General features: G+C 50.0%; 15 protein-coding genes. 9 read left to right on the forward strand and 6 right to left on the reverse strand.

Annotated elements, in window-relative coordinates; translation table 11 throughout:
• The first annotated feature begins 82 nt into the window (after positions 1-82).
• The 5 genes from AC0YNX_RS00820 (at position 83) to AC0YNX_RS00840 (ending at position 5570) form a co-directional block, all read left to right on the forward strand.
• Positions 83-1072, forward strand: coding sequence for an ATP-binding cassette domain-containing protein (locus AC0YNX_RS00820; protein ID WP_475813761.1), 990 nt, complete (start codon positions 83-85; stop codon positions 1070-1072).
• Positions 1069-1890, forward strand: coding sequence for an ABC transporter permease (locus AC0YNX_RS00825; protein ID WP_475813762.1), 822 nt, complete (start codon positions 1069-1071; stop codon positions 1888-1890). The genes AC0YNX_RS00820 and AC0YNX_RS00825 overlap by 4 nt, the downstream gene beginning before the upstream one ends.
• A 114-nt stretch (positions 1891-2004) precedes the next feature.
• Positions 2005-3288, forward strand: coding sequence for an MFS transporter (locus AC0YNX_RS00830; protein WP_475813763.1), 1284 nt, complete (start codon positions 2005-2007; stop codon positions 3286-3288).
• A 188-nt stretch (positions 3289-3476) separates the two neighbouring features.
• Positions 3477-4472: a cell wall hydrolase gene (locus AC0YNX_RS00835; RefSeq protein ID WP_475813764.1), complete on the forward strand. Its 996-nt coding sequence runs from the start codon at positions 3477-3479 to the stop codon at positions 4470-4472.
• Positions 4473-4658: 186 nt separating this feature from the next.
• The gene (locus tag AC0YNX_RS00840) at positions 4659-5570 is read left to right on the forward strand and encodes an exopolyphosphatase (RefSeq protein ID WP_475813765.1); all 912 of its coding nucleotides are present in this window, start codon (positions 4659-4661) and stop codon (positions 5568-5570) included.
• Positions 5571-5611: 41 nt separating this feature from the next.
• Here the strand turns inward: AC0YNX_RS00840 and AC0YNX_RS00845 are convergent, their stop codons facing one another.
• Positions 5612-5821: a uracil-DNA glycosylase gene (locus tag AC0YNX_RS00845; protein WP_475813766.1), complete on the reverse strand. Its 210-nt coding sequence runs from the start codon at positions 5819-5821 to the stop codon at positions 5612-5614.
• 423 nt (positions 5822-6244) lie between these two features.
• Between AC0YNX_RS00845 and AC0YNX_RS00850 the strand changes: the two genes are divergently transcribed.
• Positions 6245-9481, forward strand: a complete 3237-nt coding sequence (locus AC0YNX_RS00850; RefSeq protein ID WP_475813767.1) for an ABC transporter substrate binding protein — start codon at positions 6245-6247, stop codon at positions 9479-9481.
• A 78-nt stretch (positions 9482-9559) separates the two neighbouring features.
• On the opposite strand, the gene AC0YNX_RS00855 is transcribed toward AC0YNX_RS00850, so the two are convergent.
• Positions 9560-10252 carry an MBL fold metallo-hydrolase gene (locus tag AC0YNX_RS00855; RefSeq protein ID WP_475813768.1) on the reverse strand — a complete coding sequence of 231 codons (693 nt, stop codon included), beginning with the start codon at positions 10250-10252 and terminating at the stop codon, positions 9560-9562.
• Positions 10253-10363: 111 nt separating this feature from the next.
• Between AC0YNX_RS00855 and AC0YNX_RS00860 the strand changes: the two genes are divergently transcribed.
• Positions 10364-12454: a response regulator gene (locus AC0YNX_RS00860; protein WP_475813769.1), complete on the forward strand. Its 2091-nt coding sequence runs from the start codon at positions 10364-10366 to the stop codon at positions 12452-12454.
• A 61-nt stretch (positions 12455-12515) separates the two neighbouring features.
• Here AC0YNX_RS00860 and AC0YNX_RS00865 read toward each other — a convergent pair whose 3' ends face one another.
• Positions 12516-13613: an ATP-binding protein gene (locus AC0YNX_RS00865; RefSeq protein WP_475813770.1), complete on the reverse strand. Its 1098-nt coding sequence runs from the start codon at positions 13611-13613 to the stop codon at positions 12516-12518.
• 238 nt (positions 13614-13851) lie between these two features.
• Here AC0YNX_RS00865 and AC0YNX_RS00870 point away from each other — a divergent pair, with 238 nt between their 5' ends.
• Positions 13852-14514, forward strand: coding sequence for an NAD-dependent epimerase/dehydratase family protein (locus AC0YNX_RS00870; protein WP_475813771.1), 663 nt, complete (start codon positions 13852-13854; stop codon positions 14512-14514).
• Between the two features lie 39 nt (positions 14515-14553).
• Here AC0YNX_RS00870 and AC0YNX_RS00875 read toward each other — a convergent pair whose 3' ends face one another.
• The 3 genes from AC0YNX_RS00875 to AC0YNX_RS00885 are packed head-to-tail and all read right to left on the reverse strand — an operon-like array spanning position 14554 to position 18207.
• Positions 14554-15690, reverse strand: a complete 1137-nt coding sequence (locus AC0YNX_RS00875; protein WP_475813772.1) for a Ger(x)C family spore germination protein — start codon at positions 15688-15690, stop codon at positions 14554-14556.
• Positions 15683-16777: a GerAB/ArcD/ProY family transporter gene (locus AC0YNX_RS00880; RefSeq protein WP_475813773.1), complete on the reverse strand. Its 1095-nt coding sequence runs from the start codon at positions 16775-16777 to the stop codon at positions 15683-15685. The genes AC0YNX_RS00875 and AC0YNX_RS00880 overlap by 8 nt, the downstream gene beginning before the upstream one ends.
• A gap of 32 nt (positions 16778-16809) precedes the next feature.
• The gene (locus tag AC0YNX_RS00885; protein ID WP_475813774.1) at positions 16810-18207 is read right to left on the reverse strand and encodes a spore germination protein; all 1398 of its coding nucleotides are present in this window, start codon (positions 18205-18207) and stop codon (positions 16810-16812) included.
• Between the two features lie 125 nt (positions 18208-18332).
• Between AC0YNX_RS00885 and AC0YNX_RS00890 the strand changes: the two genes are divergently transcribed.
• Entirely contained in the window at positions 18333-19127 is a 795-nt protein-coding gene (locus AC0YNX_RS00890) for a phospholipase D-like domain-containing protein (protein ID WP_475813775.1), read from the forward strand.
• The last annotated feature ends 143 nt before the right edge of the window (positions 19128-19270 follow it).

Genomic DNA, 19270 nt, shown 5'->3' on the forward strand with positions numbered 1-19270 from the left:
CTGGTTCATAAAGTTGTTCATATTGAGTTCATGAAGTAAGCGTAAGATTCGTTTTGTCATTAGTCAACTAGGAGGAATTAACTTGAAACATGGATATAGCATAGAGCCGAATAACGGCGATTTAGCGGTTGAAGCGCAAGGGCTTGTAAAGCTGTTTGGCGATAACCGCGCAGTAGATGGTGTTGATTTGAAAGTAAAAGCAGGCTCGATCTACGGCGTTCTCGGACCGAATGGAGCAGGGAAGACGACGACGATTCGGATGCTTGCGACGCTGCTTCGACCGGATGCAGGCTCGGGGCGGATCTTCGGTTATGATGTGGTGAAGGATTCGCAGATCGTCCGTCAACTCATTGGCGTAACCGGCCAATATGCTTCGGTTGACGAGTCGCTGAGCGCAACGGAAAACTTAGTTATTTTCTCCCGCCTGCTTGGACTTGGCCGTGCGGAAGCGAAACGCAAAGCAGTGGAGCTGCTCGAAGAATTCGGCCTCACGGAAGCCGCGAAGCGTCCGCTCAAGAACTTCTCCGGCGGTATGCGCCGTAGACTCGATCTTGCGGCAAGCTTGATTGCACAGCCGCCGCTTATTTTCCTCGATGAGCCGACGACGGGGCTTGATCCTCGTACTCGCGCCCAAATGTGGGATACCATTCGCAAATTGGTGAAGACCGGCTCGACCGTACTGCTCACGACGCAGTACTTGGATGAAGCGGATCAGCTGGCGGATCGGATCGCCGTTATTGACCGCGGCCACGTCGTTGCTGAAGGCACGGTAGATGAGCTGAAAGCATCTGTAGGCACATCGTCCTTGCAGCTGCGTGTACAGCAGGGAGCGAATATTGCGGAAGCGCGCCGTATCGTTAATCATGTGCTTGAGGTTCAGTCGAGTGTAACCTCGGAAGCGGCGAAGATTACAGCGCCGATGGCCGATGCCGACCGGATCACGGATTTGCTCCTCGCGCTCCGCGAAGCGGGTATCGCGCTTGATGAGGTTAGTGTGCAGAAACCGACACTTGATGAAGTATTCTTATCTATTACAGGTCAAGGCGTTAAAGAGGAGGCAGTAAGCCAATGAGCAGCAACACCCAGACAATAAGAACAGGCACGAACCGCCCATTACGGAGACATATGAGCTTCACCCAATCCATCCGCAACTCGCTTACAATGGCGTACCGGGGATTGCTCAAGATTAAACGAACGCCAGAGCAGCTATTCGACGTAACGCTTCAACCGATTATTTTTACACTGATGTTCACGTACATCTTCGGCGGCGCCATCTCCGGTGACGTACAAAGCTACTTGCCTGTTATTATTCCGGGCATACTCGTTCAGACCGTCATCACTACATCGATCGTAACCGGCGTCCAGCTGCGAGAGGATATGGACAAAGGCGTCTTCGACCGGTTCAAGTCTTTGCCGATCGCCCGTATCGCTCCGCTCGCAGGCGCACTTATGGCCGATACGATCCGGTATACCATCGCAACGGTTCTCACGTTCTCAATGGGCTACATCATGGGCTACCGTCCAGACGGCGGACTTGATCATGTGATTCTCGCTGGCCTGCTCGTTATTCTTGTATCTTGGGCAATGAGCTGGATCTTTGCATTCTTCGGCGTCATCGCGCGTACAGCGTCCAGCGTACAGGGCATCTCGATGCTCGTGCTATTCCCGATGACATTCCTCTCGAACGCATTCGTCCCTACGGATACAATGCCGAAGTGGCTGCAATGGTTCGCGAACATCAACCCGGTCTCGCATGTCATCTCTGCAGTTCGTGATTTGACCAACAAAGGAACGGTTGGCTGGGATATGGCGATTTCACTTATCGGTGCAGCAGTTATCGTCTTGGTTTTCGCGCCAATTACGGTTCGTGCTTATATGCGCCGCACATAATGGAATTAAACCCTTGAGCGATCAAGGGTTTTTTCTTGTTTGGCTATGTTCTTTTTGCTGCTTTCAACTTAGAATAGCAATAGAGCATGACCACAACAGGAGTGAGTGAATGAGATGAAAGCTGTAAACCGCGTCCTGCGGCAAAATATTAAACATAATCTATATAACGGGATTGCGTGGTCGATCGGATTCAACTTCGTAACGCCATTTATCCCGATTCTGGCAGCCAGGCTTGGCGCGTCGAACAACGATTACGCGTTGCTGTCTTCGGTACCCGCGATCCTCACGATCTTGCTTACGTTCCCGGCATCGATGCTGATTGGCAGGTATCGGCAGCAGAAACGCATTATATCCGGCATTATTCTGCTTAGCCGCTTCTGTTACCTGTTGCTGTTCTTCCTGCCGTATTGGCATGCTTCGCCGATGGTTGCCTTGATTGCACTGGTCAGTGCTTATAACGCGACCAATACGGTCATCGCCGTGTCCTATCAATCCATGATGGGCGAAATCATTCCTTCGAGCTATCGGAACAGAGTTTTCGCGCAGCGAAATCTATGGATCGGGATCACAGGGATGGTGACGGCGCTTGTAGCGGGCTACGGCATTGACCATTTGCATTATCCATACGGGTATCAGGCAGCGGTTGTCCTCGGGTTTATCGCTTCGCTGGTCGAGACCTGGTACTTCCATAAGCTGCGTATTCCGAGCGAAGAGGAAGAAGGGCAGGTCAAGCTGGAAGCAAGGCCAGCGGTTACCCGGAAACGCTTAAGCCTGTCGCTCAACCCGGCAAAGGCCTTCCGCAAAGTGTTCGCTATAGGCGGCGGATGGCCATTTATCTTGTTTTGCGGCTGTGCGACGTTGTATACGTTCGCTTGGATGGCTGCTTGGCCGATGTATTCGAAGCTGAAAGCAGACATCCTGCACGCGACCAATACGCAGATGAGCATTGATACGGTCGTAGGGGCAATTGGCTCATTGATCTCCTTCGGTATATGGGCAAAGCTGGCGGACCGCAGAGGAAACGGCTTTACAGTGTTCGTCTCGGCTCTGGCGCTAGGGCTTGCTCCTTTCTGGTGGACGCATGTTCCTTCCATGAACTACGTTTACGTGTATGATTTTATCGGAGGCTTCGTTACGAGCGGATTCCAGCAGTCCATTTTTAATCGTCTGCTCGAAATCGCTCCTGAAGAGACGCGTCATCCGGCCATCTCGCTCTATACGACGTTATCCCAGATTTCTGCCGTGTTCGCTCCGCTAGTCGGCATGCGGCTATATACCTGGTTTGATTTCGCGCCGAGCATGACGTTTATTGGCATCATTCGGGTTGTCGGCGCCGTGTGTTTCCTGCTTATCTTGCTTCCGAAGCGGGACAAGCGTGTGTCCAAAAGCTTGAATTAATTGTATAGAAAACGGACAGTCAGGAGCCTGCCTCCTGGCTGTTTTTTTGCGTTTACTGCCACTACGTGGGAGTTATCGCCCATCAATTCTGTGAAAATGTTAATGAAACTTATGTAAAGAGCTGTGTTATACTCTGGCGAGAGAAATGTGGATTGGCAGCTTAACCCAAAGCTAACAAGGAGGTACACATGATTAAAGCAAATAAGCCTGTTCATGGGCTTCTTCTCGCAATGATTCTGGGGTTACTTCTTAGTTGCGCGATGCCACTCGCCATTGCAGGCGCACAGGAAGCTGATGCCGATCAAGCGGTATCCGTTCAAGTGAACGGCAAGCTTCTGAAACTATCAGGCTCGGCAACCCTTATTAATGGAAGAACTTACGTACCGGCCGCTCGCATTGCGAAGCTGCTAGGAGCATCTGTAAGCTGGAATAATAACGATGAAGAACTAACGATACATACGGCCTTAAACGATGAAATTGTAATCGGAAACCGCGTTCCGGTCGTTTATTTCAATGACGTCCGTTATCGGATGGACGCGCTTCCTATCTTGAAGAATAACCGGCTGTACGTACCGGTACGCCAGCTGGCAGATATGCTGCATGCAGATTTAACTGCCGATGCGCAAGCGGATTCCGTTGAGCTGGCTCTGACACAGCCTGCGTTCGTAAGTGAAGAGAAGGGCATCAGCGAAATTAGCCAAGAAGCCGGCATTAGCAAGGCACAGCTGCTGAAGCGCAATAAACTTGGCAGCGAAGCAGAAGCACCTGTTGGCACGAAGCTCAAAGTTGTAATTCCTTCTTTCTTCAGCAAGCCTGCGGCAGCGTACACGGAAGCAGATCTCAAGCTGCTTGCGAAGATTACGATGGTGGAAGCAGGCTATGAACCTTACGAAGGTCAACTTGCGCTTGCGAATGTGATCCTGAATCGGGTGAAGGATAAGAGATTCCCTGATTCCATCAAGGATGTTATCTATTCAGGCAGACAGTTCCCGCCGGCTCACAACGGCATGCTCGCTAACAGCACGCCGAATGAAAGCTCGCTGCGTGCCGCGAAGGATGCGCTCAACGGGCGCAACAACATCGGAGATGCCGTCTATTTCTACAATCCGGAAGTGACGAGAGGGACGTTCTGGTCGAGCCTTGACGTTGTTGTGAATATTGGCCACCATAGCTTTGCTAAATAAGAATGAGAGTCCGCGAATGCCTATTCGCGGGCTTTTTTATTGTGAAAGTCGATTGGCAGATAAACAGCAGCAGAGTGTGTCAGACCTTGTCTCAAATCTAGTAAACATTGGTTTCTTCTTCCTCGTTATCTGGTATAATAGTCCTGTTACTTGGGTTTGTAGAACTACTTTGTGGGGGAGAACATAATGAGGCTCGTTACGAGAAGCGATTTCGACGGATTGGTAACTGCTGTACTGCTCAGAAAGCTTGGTATGATCGACGAGATGAAGTTCGTGCATCCAAAGGACATGCAGGACGGAACAATTGAGATTACGAAGAATGATATATTAACGAACATTCCGTTCGTGCCAGGCTGCGGCCTGTGGTTCGACCATCACGCCAGCGAGCTGAAGCGGTCACAGGAAGAGAAGTTTGAATTCGAAGGTGAAATTCGTATTGCAGACAGTGCTGCGCGAGTTGTCTATGAATATTACGGCGGTCGTGAAAAGTTCGGTCCGTTCTTCGACAGCATGATGGAAGGCGTAGACAAGGCGGATGCGGCCCAATTCAGCAAGGACGATATTTTAGAACCGGAAGGTTGGGATTTGCTGTCTTTCATTATGGATTCCCGCACGGGACTTGGCCGTTACCGTGATTTCCGAATCAGCAACTATCAGCTGATGGAGAAGCTTGTTGGCCTCTGCCTGGAGCAGCCGCTTGATCTCATTATGCAGGATGAAGATGTGCTGCAGCGGGTTGAACGGTATTATGAGCTGGACTCGCTATTCCGCGAAATGCTTATTAAGCATACGCGAGTTGAGGGACACGCCATTGTGACGGATCTAAGAGGCGTAGAGCAGATCTATCCGGGCAACCGTTTCCTCATATACGCGCTCTTCCCTGGGCAAAATGTTTCTCTTTGGATTGTTGACGGTTTCCAGAAGCAGAATTGTGCGATTGCGTGCGGTCACAGTATCGTGAACCGGACTTGCGAAGTTCCGGTCGGGTATCTAATGCGGGAGTATGGCGGCGGCGGGCATGAAGCGGCAGGAACCTGCCAAGTGCCGTACGATCAAGCGGATGAGACGATTGCAGCAATCATCAAGCGATTCAATTAATAGTAATCCCGCTCGAAGCAGGTTCGCTTGCTCGAGCGGGATTATTTATTTGCGCGATTCTGTGGCGGCGCAGGCAGCTGCTTCGATTCGAAGTTCATGCATGGCTTGCCGGAGGAGGCGAGCACTGCGGCGCTAGGCATCGCTGATCCTTTGAAGTTGAATGCTTTACAGCCTCTTGGATAGTTCTTATCCCAAGTGATATAGAAATGACGGCATTTCATACAATCGATACGAGTTTGCTCGGTCGTCATGGTGCTAAGGCTCCTTTTGCTGCTGTCCGATATGAAGCTTGCAAAGAAGATGCTAGAGCTTCAACAGCTTTTTATTCATCCTAATTCTACTCGATCATTGGCTTTTTGTCTTATGTTTGCATGGATATAGGCGGAGCAGAACAGGAGGCTGAGCAGGAGTTAAGTTGAGAGGTTGGGAAGTTGAGAGAACATATACGTGCTCTCGCACCCGAACTCCGTCCAACAACCCAGCATCCACTCGAACCCGCATGAACGAGAGAAAATATCCATTTTAACTTGCTTTTGCTACGTATTTCCTATTTCGACACGATTATGACATGAAACGACAAAATCCCTTTACATTTTCGACTCTCATTCAATACAATGGTGAAAAGGTAGGCAATTTCTTTCCATTTGCATAAGCAAGGAGGGCGGAGCGAGCACATGACCAGCCATTTCAAGACTGGATTGAACCGAACCATTGTACTAGCTCTTTTCGCGCTCATATCGATGCTATTTGCGGCAGCGCCATATAGTTATGCTTCAGAGACCGTGTCGCAAACACCAGCCCAGAAAGTGCTTATTCTTCATTCGGCAGCTTCGGATTATCCAACGACCAAACAGTTCGCTGATGCGTTCTCAAGTAAGCTCAAGGCGCAGGCGGATGTTACGATATATCAAGAATATTTGGATTTGACGAGGTACGGCTCCAAGCCAGGCTATTACGAAACGCTCATGTCGCTGCTGAAGCAGAAATATGAGGGTAGCCAGCCTGACTTGATCGTGACGACGAGCTACCCGGCGCTTCCATTCATGATGAAATTCGGTGAGCAGCTCTTTCCTGGAGTACCAGTCATCTACGCTTACAATGAGTATGAAGGCGTGTTGCCGGCAGATATGCCACCTAACTATACCGGCGTAGTCGGTGACTTCGAGCTGTCTGGTACCATTGATCTTATTCTGAAGACGAAGCCGCAGACGGACAAAATCTATGTCGTCATCGGCAGCTCGCCTAACGAACAGACTGCTCTTAGGATGGCGAAGGAAGAAACAGCTGGGTACGAGAAGCAAGTGCAGTTGGAATATTTAAACGGTCTTACCTATTCGCAGCTGATGGATAAGCTTCAGAACGCGAAGGACGCGCGTGCGTCGATTCTGTTTGTTTTTCTATTTGAGGACAAGCTGGGCAAATCCTATATTCCTGCCGAAGTTGTGAAGAAGATCGTGGCAGACTCGCATATGCCTGTCTATTCGCCTTTCGCTCAATACATGGGAAGTGGTATTGTCGGCGGCGCCTTGCACAGCTTTGCTGATATCGGCGTAACGGCTGCCCAGCGTGCCGAGCAAATTCTACAAGGAGCGAATGCAGACGATCTGGAGACAATCATAAATCGGGATCAATCAGTCCAAGTCGATTGGAGAACGCTTACAAAGTGGAACATTACGGAGCAGGAACTGCCTGAGGGCAGCGAAATTATGCTTAAGAATCCGACGGTGTGGGAGCAATATCGCTGGTACATCATCGGAGGTATTGCGCTAGCGGTGTTGGAATTTGTACTTGTTATGGTGCTGCTGCTCACCAGAACGCTTCATAAGAAGGCCGAGGAAGCGCTTCGTGTACATAAGGAGCATCTGGAGGATCTCGTAGAGGAGCGCACGCAAGAACTGGCGCTGAAGAATGTTCAGCTCAGCGAGGCCAAGGAAGTAGCCGAGAGCGCAAGCCGGGCTAAGGGTGAGTTTCTTGCCAATATGAGTCATGAAATCCGGACACCGCTGAACGCGATTGTCGGGTATAACTACTTGCTGCAGAAGACAGTATTGTCCGATAAGCAACTCGATTACGTCGATATGACCATTCAATCGGCTAAAGGTTTGCTGACGATTATTAATGACATTCTTGATTTCTCCAAAGTGGAAGCAAAGATGATTACGCTCGAGCATATTGACTTCGATCTGTACGAGGTGCTGAACAACATCTCGAATATGGTCAGTTTCAAGGCGTTTGATAAAGGGCTTCGCATGCATATCTCAATTCAGCATGAGGTTCCGCAAGTGCTGCATGGCGATCCATTCCGGCTCAATCAGGTGCTGCTCAACCTCGTTAACAATGCGGTTAAATTCACGGAGCACGGGGAAGTAACCGTTGCCGTCAGTGTCCTCGAGCAGCAGACGAAGCGAATGAAGCTGCAGTTCCAAGTATCGGACACAGGCATCGGAATTTCCCCGGAGGAACAAGAGCATCTGTTCAAGACATTCTCGCAAGGCGATATGAGCACGACACGCAAATACGGCGGTACGGGACTTGGTCTTGTCATTAGCAAAAGTCTTATCGAACTGATGGACGGAACAATTGCGCTTGAGAGTGAAGTTGGAAAGGGCAGCACCTTTACGTTCACGGCTATGTTCGAGGAAGGCGACTACGATCTATTCAAAGAAATCCGGCAGATCAATTCGACGTACCTGCGCGTCTTGCTCGTATGCGATAATCATCAAATGCAGCTAGTTATGAAGCAGCAGCTGGAGCAGTTCAAATACATTGTGACGATAGCTGCTTCTGCGACAGAGGCGTTTGACAGCATTCATAAATACGGCGGCTATGATCTGCTGCTTATTGATTGGAAGCTGAAAGATCACGATGGAACGGAAGTATTCAAGCAGATTTATGAATCGTTCCCGTTCCTGAAGAAGGCGATTGCGCTTATTAGCGACACGCATAACTATGAGCTTCATCGTCATCTGGACGATACGGACCTCGACAAGGTGCTCCCTTATCCAATCAGCCAGTCCCAGCTGTACAATGAGATTTCATCCGTCATCAGGCAGAAGCCAGCATCGGTAGCCGGCGGCTCGGTGCAGCAGGAAGGCATGGAGAAGTTCGCGATGCTGAATGCTGCGCGTGTCCTGCTCGTTGAAGATAACGAGATCAACCAGCATGTCGCGAGGTCGATTCTGGAAGAGACAGGCGTGGTGGTCGAGATTGCTGAGAACGGACTGCAGGCCGTCGAGAAAACAGCGGAGGCGCAGAAGTTCGACGCGATTCTGATGGATGTGCAAATGCCTATTATGGATGGTTACGAGGCGACACGGAAGATTCGCGAGGCGGAGGTTGCGGCGGCGAGCGAATACCGCATTCCGATCATTGCAATGACCGCCGATGCGATGAAGGGCGTCCACGATAAAGTGCTTGAAGCAGGTATGGATGGCTACATTACGAAGCCGTTCGAGCCGATTGAATTATTCGTCATGCTGCAGAAGCTCATCCTGCAATCGAAGTCGATTGTCGTTGCTGTACCAGCTCAACAGCAGACAAGCGCAACAGCACAGCTGCCCGACCAGCTTCCGGGACTTGATATTAGCCTGTTCATGGCGAGGTATTCGATGAAGCCGGAATCGTATCTTCATATCCTTAGTCAGTTCGCGGCAAAGTCAGCCGGGGCAGTGAAGGACATTTCCGCTGCATTCTCGAACGGTGATATTGATAAAGCACGCTTCCTAACGCACACGTTGAAAGGCGTCGCGGCGAACATCGGGGCGAATGCTCTGCATGTGGCGGCGCTCAAGCTGGAGACGATGATTCATGAGGGCAAATATGCGAAGCTGGAAGTTGTACTGGATACGCTCGAGGAAAAGCTGAGAGAAGTGTTGGACTCCATTGCGAGTCTTGTACGGCATTACAAGTAGTCATAGAATGAAGAAGGCGGTTTTCCTAAGCTCGCATCTGTACAACAGATAGCTGGAAAACCGCCTTCCCTATAATGGCTACACGTTCTGCTCTGCTTGAGGCGCAGTAACGATCGCTTGCAGACGTTCTTGCAAGTTCTCTGTACATACTCCGCCGTGATAAGCGATTACACTTTCTAGCTCAAGCTCTTGAAACTTCGTGATGGATTGCAGCGCTGTCTTCTGATCAGGCGTAAACGCCGGATTAAATGAATGCAGCACACCGTCTTGTGCTGTAAGAGCATCGCCAGCAATTAAGGTGCGGCTTGGGATATGATAGAATGAAGTGTGATCCGGCGTATGACCCGGTGTGAATACTGCTTGAATGCCGCCGGCATATGGCAGAATATCTCCGTCATGCAGCACCGCATCGACGTGCACGGGTTCCGCGAGCGATTTGCTCTTCACAAGCGGTTCTTTACCGGTTAAGTAAGGTACGGCAACCTCATGGGCGATAACCTGCACTTGATCGCCAAACAGCCGTTTAAGCTCCGGAAGGCCGCCGATATGGTCGCGATCCTGATGCGTAATGATGATTTTGGTCAGCTTCTCGAACGGGATTGAAGCTTTCTCGAATGCGGCGCGAATAAGCTCGACTTGGCCTGGGAGTCCAGTATCGACGAGGATAATCTCCTGCTCATCCCATAGAACAGTTGGATAGATGACGAACGGATTGCCTTGGATGGACATGCTGATTTCGATGGCTTTAATGCCAACGCCAGATTGCGTCACAATGAACACCGCCTTATTGGTTATAAATATGTACGATACTATTATTTATCGGAACCGTCCTTAATAGCAAGTTTTAGCATCATGACTTTGCACAGAATAGGAGGGACAATCGTGATCAAAGACTTCGCGCTAAGTCTGTTTCTATTAACCTTCTTTCTATTTTTTCTAACTCGATTCTTCTATTGGTTTCGCACGGACACGGAGCTTAATTTGCCCAAAAAGCTGATTCTTGGCGTGGTATGCGGATTGCTCGGCATCCTGCTGTTATATAACGGAATCTCCTTTAATGGTTTCGTATTCGATGTCAGATCGGTCGCCCTGCTGCTTGCCATCTCGTTCGGAGGGCTAACCTCCAGCTTAACCGCTTTAGTTATCATCATCATTCCTCGCGCGATTATGGATATCTCTTCATTGCCGAGGGTAATGATAGTCGGTCTTCTGATTTGCTTGATCAGCTCCTATTTCTATGCGAAAGCAAAAGGACATTGGAGCAAATGGCTGCTCATAACGCTGGCTAATAGTGTGATACTAGGAACGTTTTCCTGGATTCATCATATGCCCTTCTATTACTATACTCTTCCTTATGGCATGGCGAACGCAATCGCCACGATCGTCGTTGCAGGCTATCAAGAGTTTCTGCTGCGCACCTTTAACCTGATGTCAGGAATGAACAAGCTGCGCAAGGATACGGCTGAGATGTTGCGCATGCAACCTGGGCTTACTTTTAAATTCGTTCGCCTCGGCGATGGCAGTTTCTTGCATACGATGGCGGAAGGGCAGTTCTTCGAGTCGGTTCAGCAGACGAGTGATTACATTTTAGCGAAGCCTTTCACGCCAGAGATGATGAGGCCAACGACCGTTCTCTATTATGAACAGGCTTGGGCCGGTGAAGAGGCGGTTTTCCAGAGCGAGCTGATGAATCGCGATATTATGGTCTTTCTGAAGCCGGTCAGATCGGAGCATGGCACTGTCGTTGAAGTCATCGGCAAGTTCATTGATATCACAGAGAAAGTGAGCGCAGAGCGGGAAGCGGCTCAGAATGAGCGGCGCCGCCTGGAGGCGGATGCGGCAAGTGAAGCGAAGACGCGATTCCTGGCGAAGATGAGCCACGAGATTCGAACGCCATTGAACGGAATCGTCGGGCTCGCTCAGCTGCTCCAGAAGACAAGCCTAACGAAACAACAATCCGGGTATTTGATGGGCATGCAGTCTTCATCACGGATACTAATGGGCATTATCAATGACATCTTGGACTTCTCGAAGGTGGAATCAGAGAAGCTGGAACTCCATCTGGATGCCTTCCGAATTCGTTCATGGGCGAACAGGCTGACAGAGACGTTGACCGTCCTTGTCGGAAGTAAGCCAATCGAGGTTCGCGTGCTCATTGAAGAGCATTGTCCGGCTATCGTTCAGGCTGACGAGCTGCGATTGGAGCAAATTATGCTCAATTTATGCAGCAATGCAATCAAATTCACGGAGCAGGGTCACGTTGAAATTAGCGTTCAGCTCGTTGCTCTAGATGCTGCGGGGCAGGAAGCAAGGCTTCGCTTCTCGGTAGAAGACACAGGTATCGGTATGAAGGAGGAGCAGTTGGAGAGCTTGTTTCAACCGTTCAAGCAGGGAAGTCCCGCAATTGCCCGCGTATACGGCGGTACAGGGCTTGGCCTTGTCATAAGCGAGCAGCTGCTAGCGCTCATGGATAGCAGCCTTCAAGTGAAAAGTGAATACGGGCGAGGCAGCCGGTTTACTTTCGAGCTTACCTGCACTACGGTAGAAGCGAGCTTGACGGGTATGGCCGAGGAAGCTGCAGCGGCATCGGAGGATGCATGCGTCCAGACCGGATCTATCTTAGTCGCAGAAGATAACGAAATTAACCAAATTATTGTGAGGGAGATTCTCGAAAGCCACGGCTTCAAGCTCGACGTCGCCGTGAATGGCGTTCAGACACTGGAGATGCTTGCAGAGCGCAGCTATGATCTCATTCTGATGGATGTGCATATGCCGGAGATGGACGGGATTGAAGCGACGAGGCAAATACGCGAGCTAGCCAAATATCAGGAATTGCCGATTATCGCGGTCACTGCGAACGTGATGGAGTCGGACCATCGCCGCTATTTGGCCGTCGGCATGAATGGCATCATTACCAAACCATATGATGACAAGATCATGATTCAGATTATTACCGATCATCTGAACAAATAAGGAGAGCTGCCCTCGTAAGCATCCAGTGGAGATGCGGAGGACAGCTTCTTTATTTGACCCACTACCCCTCCATAACCGGCATATAAATGTTGAAGCTGGTGCCTTCGCCAGCTGTGCTGCTCACTTCGATTTCACCGCTCATCCCTTGAATCAGGCTGTAGGCGACCATCATGCCAAGGCCAGTGCCTTTCTCCTTCGTCGTGAAGAATGGCTTGCCGACTCGCTTTAGCATCTCAGCGTCCATTCCCGTGCCGGTGTCGGCAATGACAATGTGGGCGATGCCGTTAGCGTAACCGGCATAGACAAGCCGCAGCTCACCGCCTCTTGGCATAGCTTCAATGCCGTTCTTGATGAGATTGATCAGCGCTTGCCGGAATTTCTTGGAGTTGCCAAGGATATGTATACCTTCGGCCTGATTCTGCAGTTGGAAGCGGATATCTTGGATGGTAGCGTAGGGTATCATGATTTTGGCGATATATTCGAGTTCGTCATAGAGGGAGAATTGAACGGTTTCGTCAAAGATGGGCTTGGCGAAGGAGAGATAGTCCGTAATGATGCCTGCTGCGCGATCGAGCTCCTCGAGACTGATCTTGATGTAGTCCTTCTTCTTCTCTGGCGTCAATCCAGGGGTATTCAACAGTTGCAGAAATCCCCGCGTAACCGAGAGAGGATTGCGGACTTCGTGGGAAATGCTGGCTGCGAGCTGGCTTACGGTAGCAAGATGCTCCATTCGATTCATATCGTAGGATGCAGGAGCTTCGGCAGTCTGTGATTGATGTATAGATTGTTTCATGATCGGTGTGAGATAAAATGTGAGTGAGTGAGCGGCGGCAGATTCGACTTGTTCGGCATGCGGTACGAGCATGATGCGAAGAGGTGTGGAGGCTTGTCCGGTTATCGAAAGTGGCAGCTCGAAGAGTTGAGATTGGCCGAATGCAACGGCTTGCTGAATGTGCTGTTGAAGGGTGGGCAAGTCTTCGAGTGTAAATAACGTATGTACGCGTTGTCCAATTAGCAAATGCAACGGTGGCTGAGCGAGTGCTTGTACAGCTGCCGGATTCGCATAGTAGACGTAGGCTTCCAAATCTGTTGCGAGAATAGCCTCAGGGTGACGGTCGAATAGAATCGGATACAGAAGTGATGTGCTTCTTGGATTCATCTCTTTCACCTCAAGCGATTTAGTTTTTCTGTAAATAACTACCATCATGATAACATATGTTTCGCCGTCCGTGAACAAAATAAGCTGCAGGCTCCTATTAGCCAATCATAAGCCTTTCTATTCTTGTTCATGTTGTTGTGAATCTTGTTATATTCGCCTCTGTACGCTCGCTTTCCTCTTCCATCTCCGATGTGCTATCGTTGTAGTTATCTATGGAAGGAAGCGAGGCGTGATCGGAATGAAAGTATTGCTATTCGGTGCAACGGGCATGATTGGCCAGAGCGTGCTGCGCGAGTGTCTCTTAGATCCAGAGGTTGAGCAGGTGCTTTCCGTGGGAAGAAGCGGGGCAGGAAAGACGCATCCGAAGCTCGCAGAGATTGTGCACGCCAATCTACTCGATCTCTCAACGATTGAAGCTCAGCTCTCCGGTTATGACGCATGCTTATTCTGTCTCGGCGTCTCATCAGCAGGGATGTCAGAGGAGAAATATCGCGCCATTACATATGACCTAACGATGAGCGTCGCGAAGACGCTTGTCCGCTTGAATCCAGGCATGACGTTCCTCTACGTTACGGGAAGCGGGACGGACAGTACGGAGAAGGGCCGCAGCATGTGGGCGAGAGTAAAGGGCAAGACGGAGAATGACTTGATGAAGCTGCCTTTCAAAGGAGCTTATATGTTCAGGCCAGGCGCGATTCTGCCCAAGTTCGGCGTCAAGTCCAAGACGGGATGGTATCAGCTGTTCTATACCATTTTGAGGCCGCTTTATCCGCTCCTGGAACGCGGATTTAAGAATGCGGTCACAACATCGGACCAGCTAGGACGAGCGATGGTCAAAGTAGCGAAGCACGGATATTCGAAACCGCATATCGAGAGCAGCGATATCAATCGCATTAGTTAAATAGAAGACGGAGCCGGAATTCGGCTCCGTCTTCTATTGTTAAGATTCAATCATTCCATAATCTCGTACATGGAGATGCACATTGACCTTAATTTTCGCCTTCGGATATACCTGATCCCAATTCGTTTTCTTCCATGCCGAGAAGCTCATTTTGTTCCGAACCGCTGTCCCGATGCCAACGGAATCTGCTCCGAGCTGCTGCAGCCGCTTCATCATGCGTTCTAGTTCCTCCGTAATCGCCTTGGTGATTTCTCGTGTCAATTGCTCCCGTTCCGCGATCAAATTCAGCTTAATGTCACCAATGTATTCAAGAAGAAAAGCTTCCAGGGATACATCGATGTTCACTTGTGGCGCGGAATCCCCGTCTCCAACGTTAGTGACCGTCACCTTTCGTTTGCTTATAAGAGCATCCAATACCGCACTTTGCTTCTTCCCGGATCGGCTATCTTTCATTCGAATGATGGTGCCTCCATTCTTGAAATTATGCCTCAGCATCATGAAGAGAGTGGACTTCTCCGCTTCGATAGCTCCAACATATCGGGAGTCCTTGAACAGGGCGATGCCATCGGCTTCAACCAGCTCGTTATTCTGCTTGATAACGGTGCCGATCGGATCAACGCCATCGTCGAAGTAATCGCGTATGAATTCATGCATGCTCCCGCTTGTGGACTCATTAATGAGCTCCCCTTGAATGAGCAGCGTGCTCAGATAATCGCCAATTGAAGGAATATCCTTATAAGAATGAGAGAGCAGATCGATGCTGCTCCCTTTGGAGACAATAATTCGCATTCTTTCGCTCACCGTGTAATCGCGGCGATAGGAGTCCAAACATTCGTATATGCCCCGTTTGGCGAGATTTTCACCGATAATCATATTTTGCAGCTGTCCGGATACGAGCACTTGGCTTGTTTTGCGGGAGAGCTGGTTCCGAGCTTCCTTCGGCGAGTTATCTGCCGTCTGGATGACTTTCTCCTGGGCTCCGCCCTTCGTTTCGGTAAGCTTGATCGCGACAGCGACTCTTAATAATTTAGCATCTGGGTCGTCTGAAGCTTGATTGAGATCCAGGGCAGCCGTAGTCACGATGCCGAGTCCTTCAAGCTTCCTGGGTTCGGCACAGCTTTGAAGAAGCAGTGGGATACCAAGCAGCAGCATCGACAGCTCCTTAAGCTTAAGCATATTTACGCCGCTCCTTTAGCTTCGCGATGGCAATCATAATGAGCAGAAGCAAGGGCAGGATGAAAGCTACGCCAATTTCAACGTTTCCTAATCGATCCAGCCAATGATTCGTCCGCACGAGATCAGTTGGATAGATAAAGAAGACCACAATGGCAATAACGAGCAAGAAGATGTAAGTCCCGGTCTGACTTCGTGCTTGCGGCCGCATGCGACGGAAGGTTTCGACAGCCATCCACATATAAAGGGTCGTAATAAACAACGCTCTCAGCAGCGTCAGGTTAAAGATGATATCATCCAATCGTTGTGCGAAAGGATACTTGACATTCGACAGCATATTGAGAATGGGATAGGACAGCTGCTTCAGCTGCTCGAAGCTGAAGAACCCGAGTGCCAAAAGGGAAATGAAACTATAGAAAATCGTTGTCATGACGTTGCCAATTTGAAAAGCTAGATGTAGACGAGACTGCTTATTCGTATAGGGGATGAGGAGAATTGCCGTCTCATAGCCTAAGAAGGAGAAATACATGCTCATCCAGCCCGAGAGGCTGTGCTTCGCTTCTTCGAACCAGAACGTCGTTAATCGAGATCGATCAAAGCCTTCCATGAGTGCACCTGGTGTCGTGAAGACAAGCAAAAGCAATAGGGATAGAAATATCGGAGCAATATTGGAAATGCCCATGATTCCTTTGGTTAGCAGCATGAAGATCAGTGCCCCCATCAGAACGTAAAGATAGGCAGGCTGAAGAGTTGGGAACGAGAGAGACCGAAGGATAAGCAAATATTCTTTGCTGATCATCAGTCCAAGCACCGTCCATTGGATGGCGAGCAGAAAGAATAGCGGGTTTACAATAAAAGCGGGTACTGCCCGTCTGGCAATCGTTAAGATATCAGCGCCATTACCAAGCCGATAGACAAGGCCAATAAGAAGAATGTTTAGCGCCGCAATAGCCCCGAAGATAAATAGAGCAGCCCAGCCGTTTGTCCCGATATAATTGGCTACTAGACGGGGGAGGATGAAAGCGGTGACTCCATATTGCATTGAGAGGGCAACACTGATCAGATGGCTGAATTTAAGCTTGGCTGTCATGGCGTTCTCCTTTCTTCGTGAGGGTTTCCAGTTTAGGATTGCGGTTTGCGTATCTTATCCAGCAGCTGCATGGGCGCGCGGACAATCATATCAAGCCACTTCCCCGGTTTAGACGGCGTGAACGGGAAGAGGAAGGACTGTCCGAACAAGTTCGGCGTCACGAGCTGAATGCAAATATAAGCAAGTCCGATCATAAGCCCGAAATTACCGAAGAATCCAGCAAGCACAATAATGCCGAACCTGAGCATTCGGATAGCTGAACTCATCATATAGCTGGGGATGACGAAGGAGGCTATGGCTGATATCGAGACCGAGATGATGAGAATATTACTCGTAATGCCCGCTTGAACAGCGGCCTGGCCAATGACGATACCGCCAACCGTACCGATCGTCGTTCCGATCTTTGTCGGCAGCCGCGCGCCAGCTTCCCGCAGCAGCTCGATCGTAATTTCCATGACGATCGCTTCCATAAGCGGGGAGAAAGGCACTCTTTGACGGGATTCCATCAAATTGGTTAGCAGCTCTTGAGGAATCATCTCATAGTGATAAGTAACGATAGTGACGTACAATGCCGTGAACATCAGTGTGATGAACAGTGCAAAGATACGCAGCAGTCTAACCGTTGACCCAATATTCCAAGTCATATAGTAATCGTCCGGCGATGCGAAGAACTCGAAGAAGTAAGCAGGCGCGCTGAATGCAACCTGGCTGCCGTCCATCAGACCGACGATTTTGCCCTCTGCGAGCTTGCTTGTCATATGATCTGGACGAACGCTTGTTAAATACTGCGGCATGAGTTGGAACATTTTTTTGCCCAGGTACTGCACAAGAACATTCGTATCGAGCATGATATCAGTTTGAATCGCTTCTATTCTTTCGCGCAGCACCTTGAGATGGTTCTCATCGGCTGTCCCTTCAAGATAGAGCAGCATAATGGTGCTTTTGGTCTTCGAACCGCATGTGAGCGTGACGGCTTTGAGGTTAGCATTCTTGAAGCGCCTTCGAATCAGGGATAAATTGGTGCCAAGCGACTCGGTAAACGAATCTTGAGGACCGCTTATAACGGTTTCGATTTCACTGCTTTCCACGGAACGAGATTCCGGACCGTATGCATCGAACAGATAAGCGAGTTCCTTGTAGAAAATCGCGACTTGTCCCCCAAGAATGCCATCGACTAGAGCTTTCGTATCCGGCGTCAAGGCATACTGGGACTGGCCCAGCCGTTTCTCGATTTCATAAGCTCCCGCATCGGTCGCTCCGAACGGCTCAAGCACTTCTTTGCGCAAGCTTTCCTTGTCGGTCAGATGATCGAAATAAAGAAGCTGAACCTGCTGCGCCTTATATTCACGATGTGTAATATCCTCGCATTGTTCAAGCAGAAGGAGCGTTTGTTCGGCTAAGCTGCCCGCGGCTTTGCTCTTCTCCTTCATATGCGATCATCTCCTCTCTTCCCTTAATCTGGAGTAGTATGTGCAAAATTGTGCTAATTACATTCGTTTGCCCCGCCTAATCGTGGTAAACTAGATCGAAAATAGAGATTTAAAGGGTGGGCAGCATGCGACTATTGAAATTTATCGTGCTTCTTGTTATTGCGCTTTGCGTCACAGCTTGCGGTGCGATTTATGCTTCATCGGACAGTACGTCCAAGGTGAAAGAGGTAGATGCGGAGTGGGCGTTCACGCAGGCGAACCAGCAGCCGGATAAGCTCTTGGTCAGCGTCATTAATGAGGCGACAACTACGCTCGATATTGCGATCTATAGCTTAACGAAACCGGAGATTGTTGATGCCATCAAGAAGGCGAAGAAGCGCGGCGTTGCTGTGCGGATCATTACCGACCGGATCCAATCGGCAGGCAAGACGCAGAAGGAAGCGCTCAAGCTGCTTGGCAGCGCTGGCATTCCGCTTAAGATCAACAAGCACAGCGGTTTAATGCATCTGAAAATGACGATCGTAGACGGGAAGACGGCGACAACAGGCTCCTTCAACTATTCGAAATCGGCGAGCACTGTTAACGATGAAGTGCTGATGGTGCTGCGCAGCGCCGAAGTAGCTGAATCGTTCGCGCGCCAATTCCAGGTCATGTGGGAAGATACCGGCGCGTTTGAAGCCATCACGCCGATTATTGCCGAGGATGCCGTCGAGGTGACGGGGGATGAGGAAGAAGGCGAGCAGCCTTCGGTTCCGGCATTGCAAGCGCCGCGAGAATCGTCCGGAGCTGGTGCAACTGTCACGTACAAGAGCTGCGCAGAAGTCCGCAAAGCCGGCAAAGCGCCGCTGCATAAGGGCGATCCGGGCTACAGCCGGAAGCTCGATGGTGACGGCGATGGCGCTGCTTGTGAAGTGAAATAACGTTTGAAGAGCTCGCAATTTGCGAGCTCTTTTTCTTTTTTACAGCTGGTCGTAATACTTCCGCCATGTTCGCTTGTTCAATCTTGGGTGATAATCAAGTTGTTCTTGTGAAAGCCACCGGCTTCCTAGGCTGGAACTTCGAG

The organism is Paenibacillus sp. J31R98, assembly GCF_056269245.1.

Bases quoted from the DNA above. Each gene is read 5' to 3' on its own strand.
- AC0YNX_RS00845 (WP_475813766.1), bottom strand. From the start codon at position 5,821: ATGACGACCGAGCAAACTCGTATCGATTGTATGAAATGCCGTCATTTC.
- AC0YNX_RS00880 (WP_475813773.1), bottom strand. From the start codon at position 16,777: ATGACAGCCAAGCTTAAATTCAGCCATCTGATCAGTGTTGCCCTCTCA.
- AC0YNX_RS00830 (WP_475813763.1), top strand. From the start codon at position 2,005: ATGAAAGCTGTAAACCGCGTCCTGCGGCAAAATATTAAACATAATCTA.
- AC0YNX_RS00825 (WP_475813762.1), top strand. From the start codon at position 1,069: ATGAGCAGCAACACCCAGACAATAAGAACAGGCACGAACCGCCCATTA.
- AC0YNX_RS00890 (WP_475813775.1), top strand. From the start codon at position 18,333: ATGCGACTATTGAAATTTATCGTGCTTCTTGTTATTGCGCTTTGCGTC.
- AC0YNX_RS00835 (WP_475813764.1), top strand. From the start codon at position 3,477: ATGATTAAAGCAAATAAGCCTGTTCATGGGCTTCTTCTCGCAATGATT.
- AC0YNX_RS00850 (WP_475813767.1), top strand. From the start codon at position 6,245: ATGACCAGCCATTTCAAGACTGGATTGAACCGAACCATTGTACTAGCT.
- AC0YNX_RS00870 (WP_475813771.1), top strand. From the start codon at position 13,852: ATGAAAGTATTGCTATTCGGTGCAACGGGCATGATTGGCCAGAGCGTG.
- AC0YNX_RS00875 (WP_475813772.1), bottom strand. From the start codon at position 15,690: ATGCTTAAGCTTAAGGAGCTGTCGATGCTGCTGCTTGGTATCCCACTG.
- AC0YNX_RS00885 (WP_475813774.1), bottom strand. From the start codon at position 18,207: ATGAAGGAGAAGAGCAAAGCCGCGGGCAGCTTAGCCGAACAAACGCTC.
- AC0YNX_RS00840 (WP_475813765.1), top strand. From the start codon at position 4,659: ATGAGGCTCGTTACGAGAAGCGATTTCGACGGATTGGTAACTGCTGTA.
- AC0YNX_RS00865 (WP_475813770.1), bottom strand. From the start codon at position 13,613: ATGAATCCAAGAAGCACATCACTTCTGTATCCGATTCTATTCGACCGT.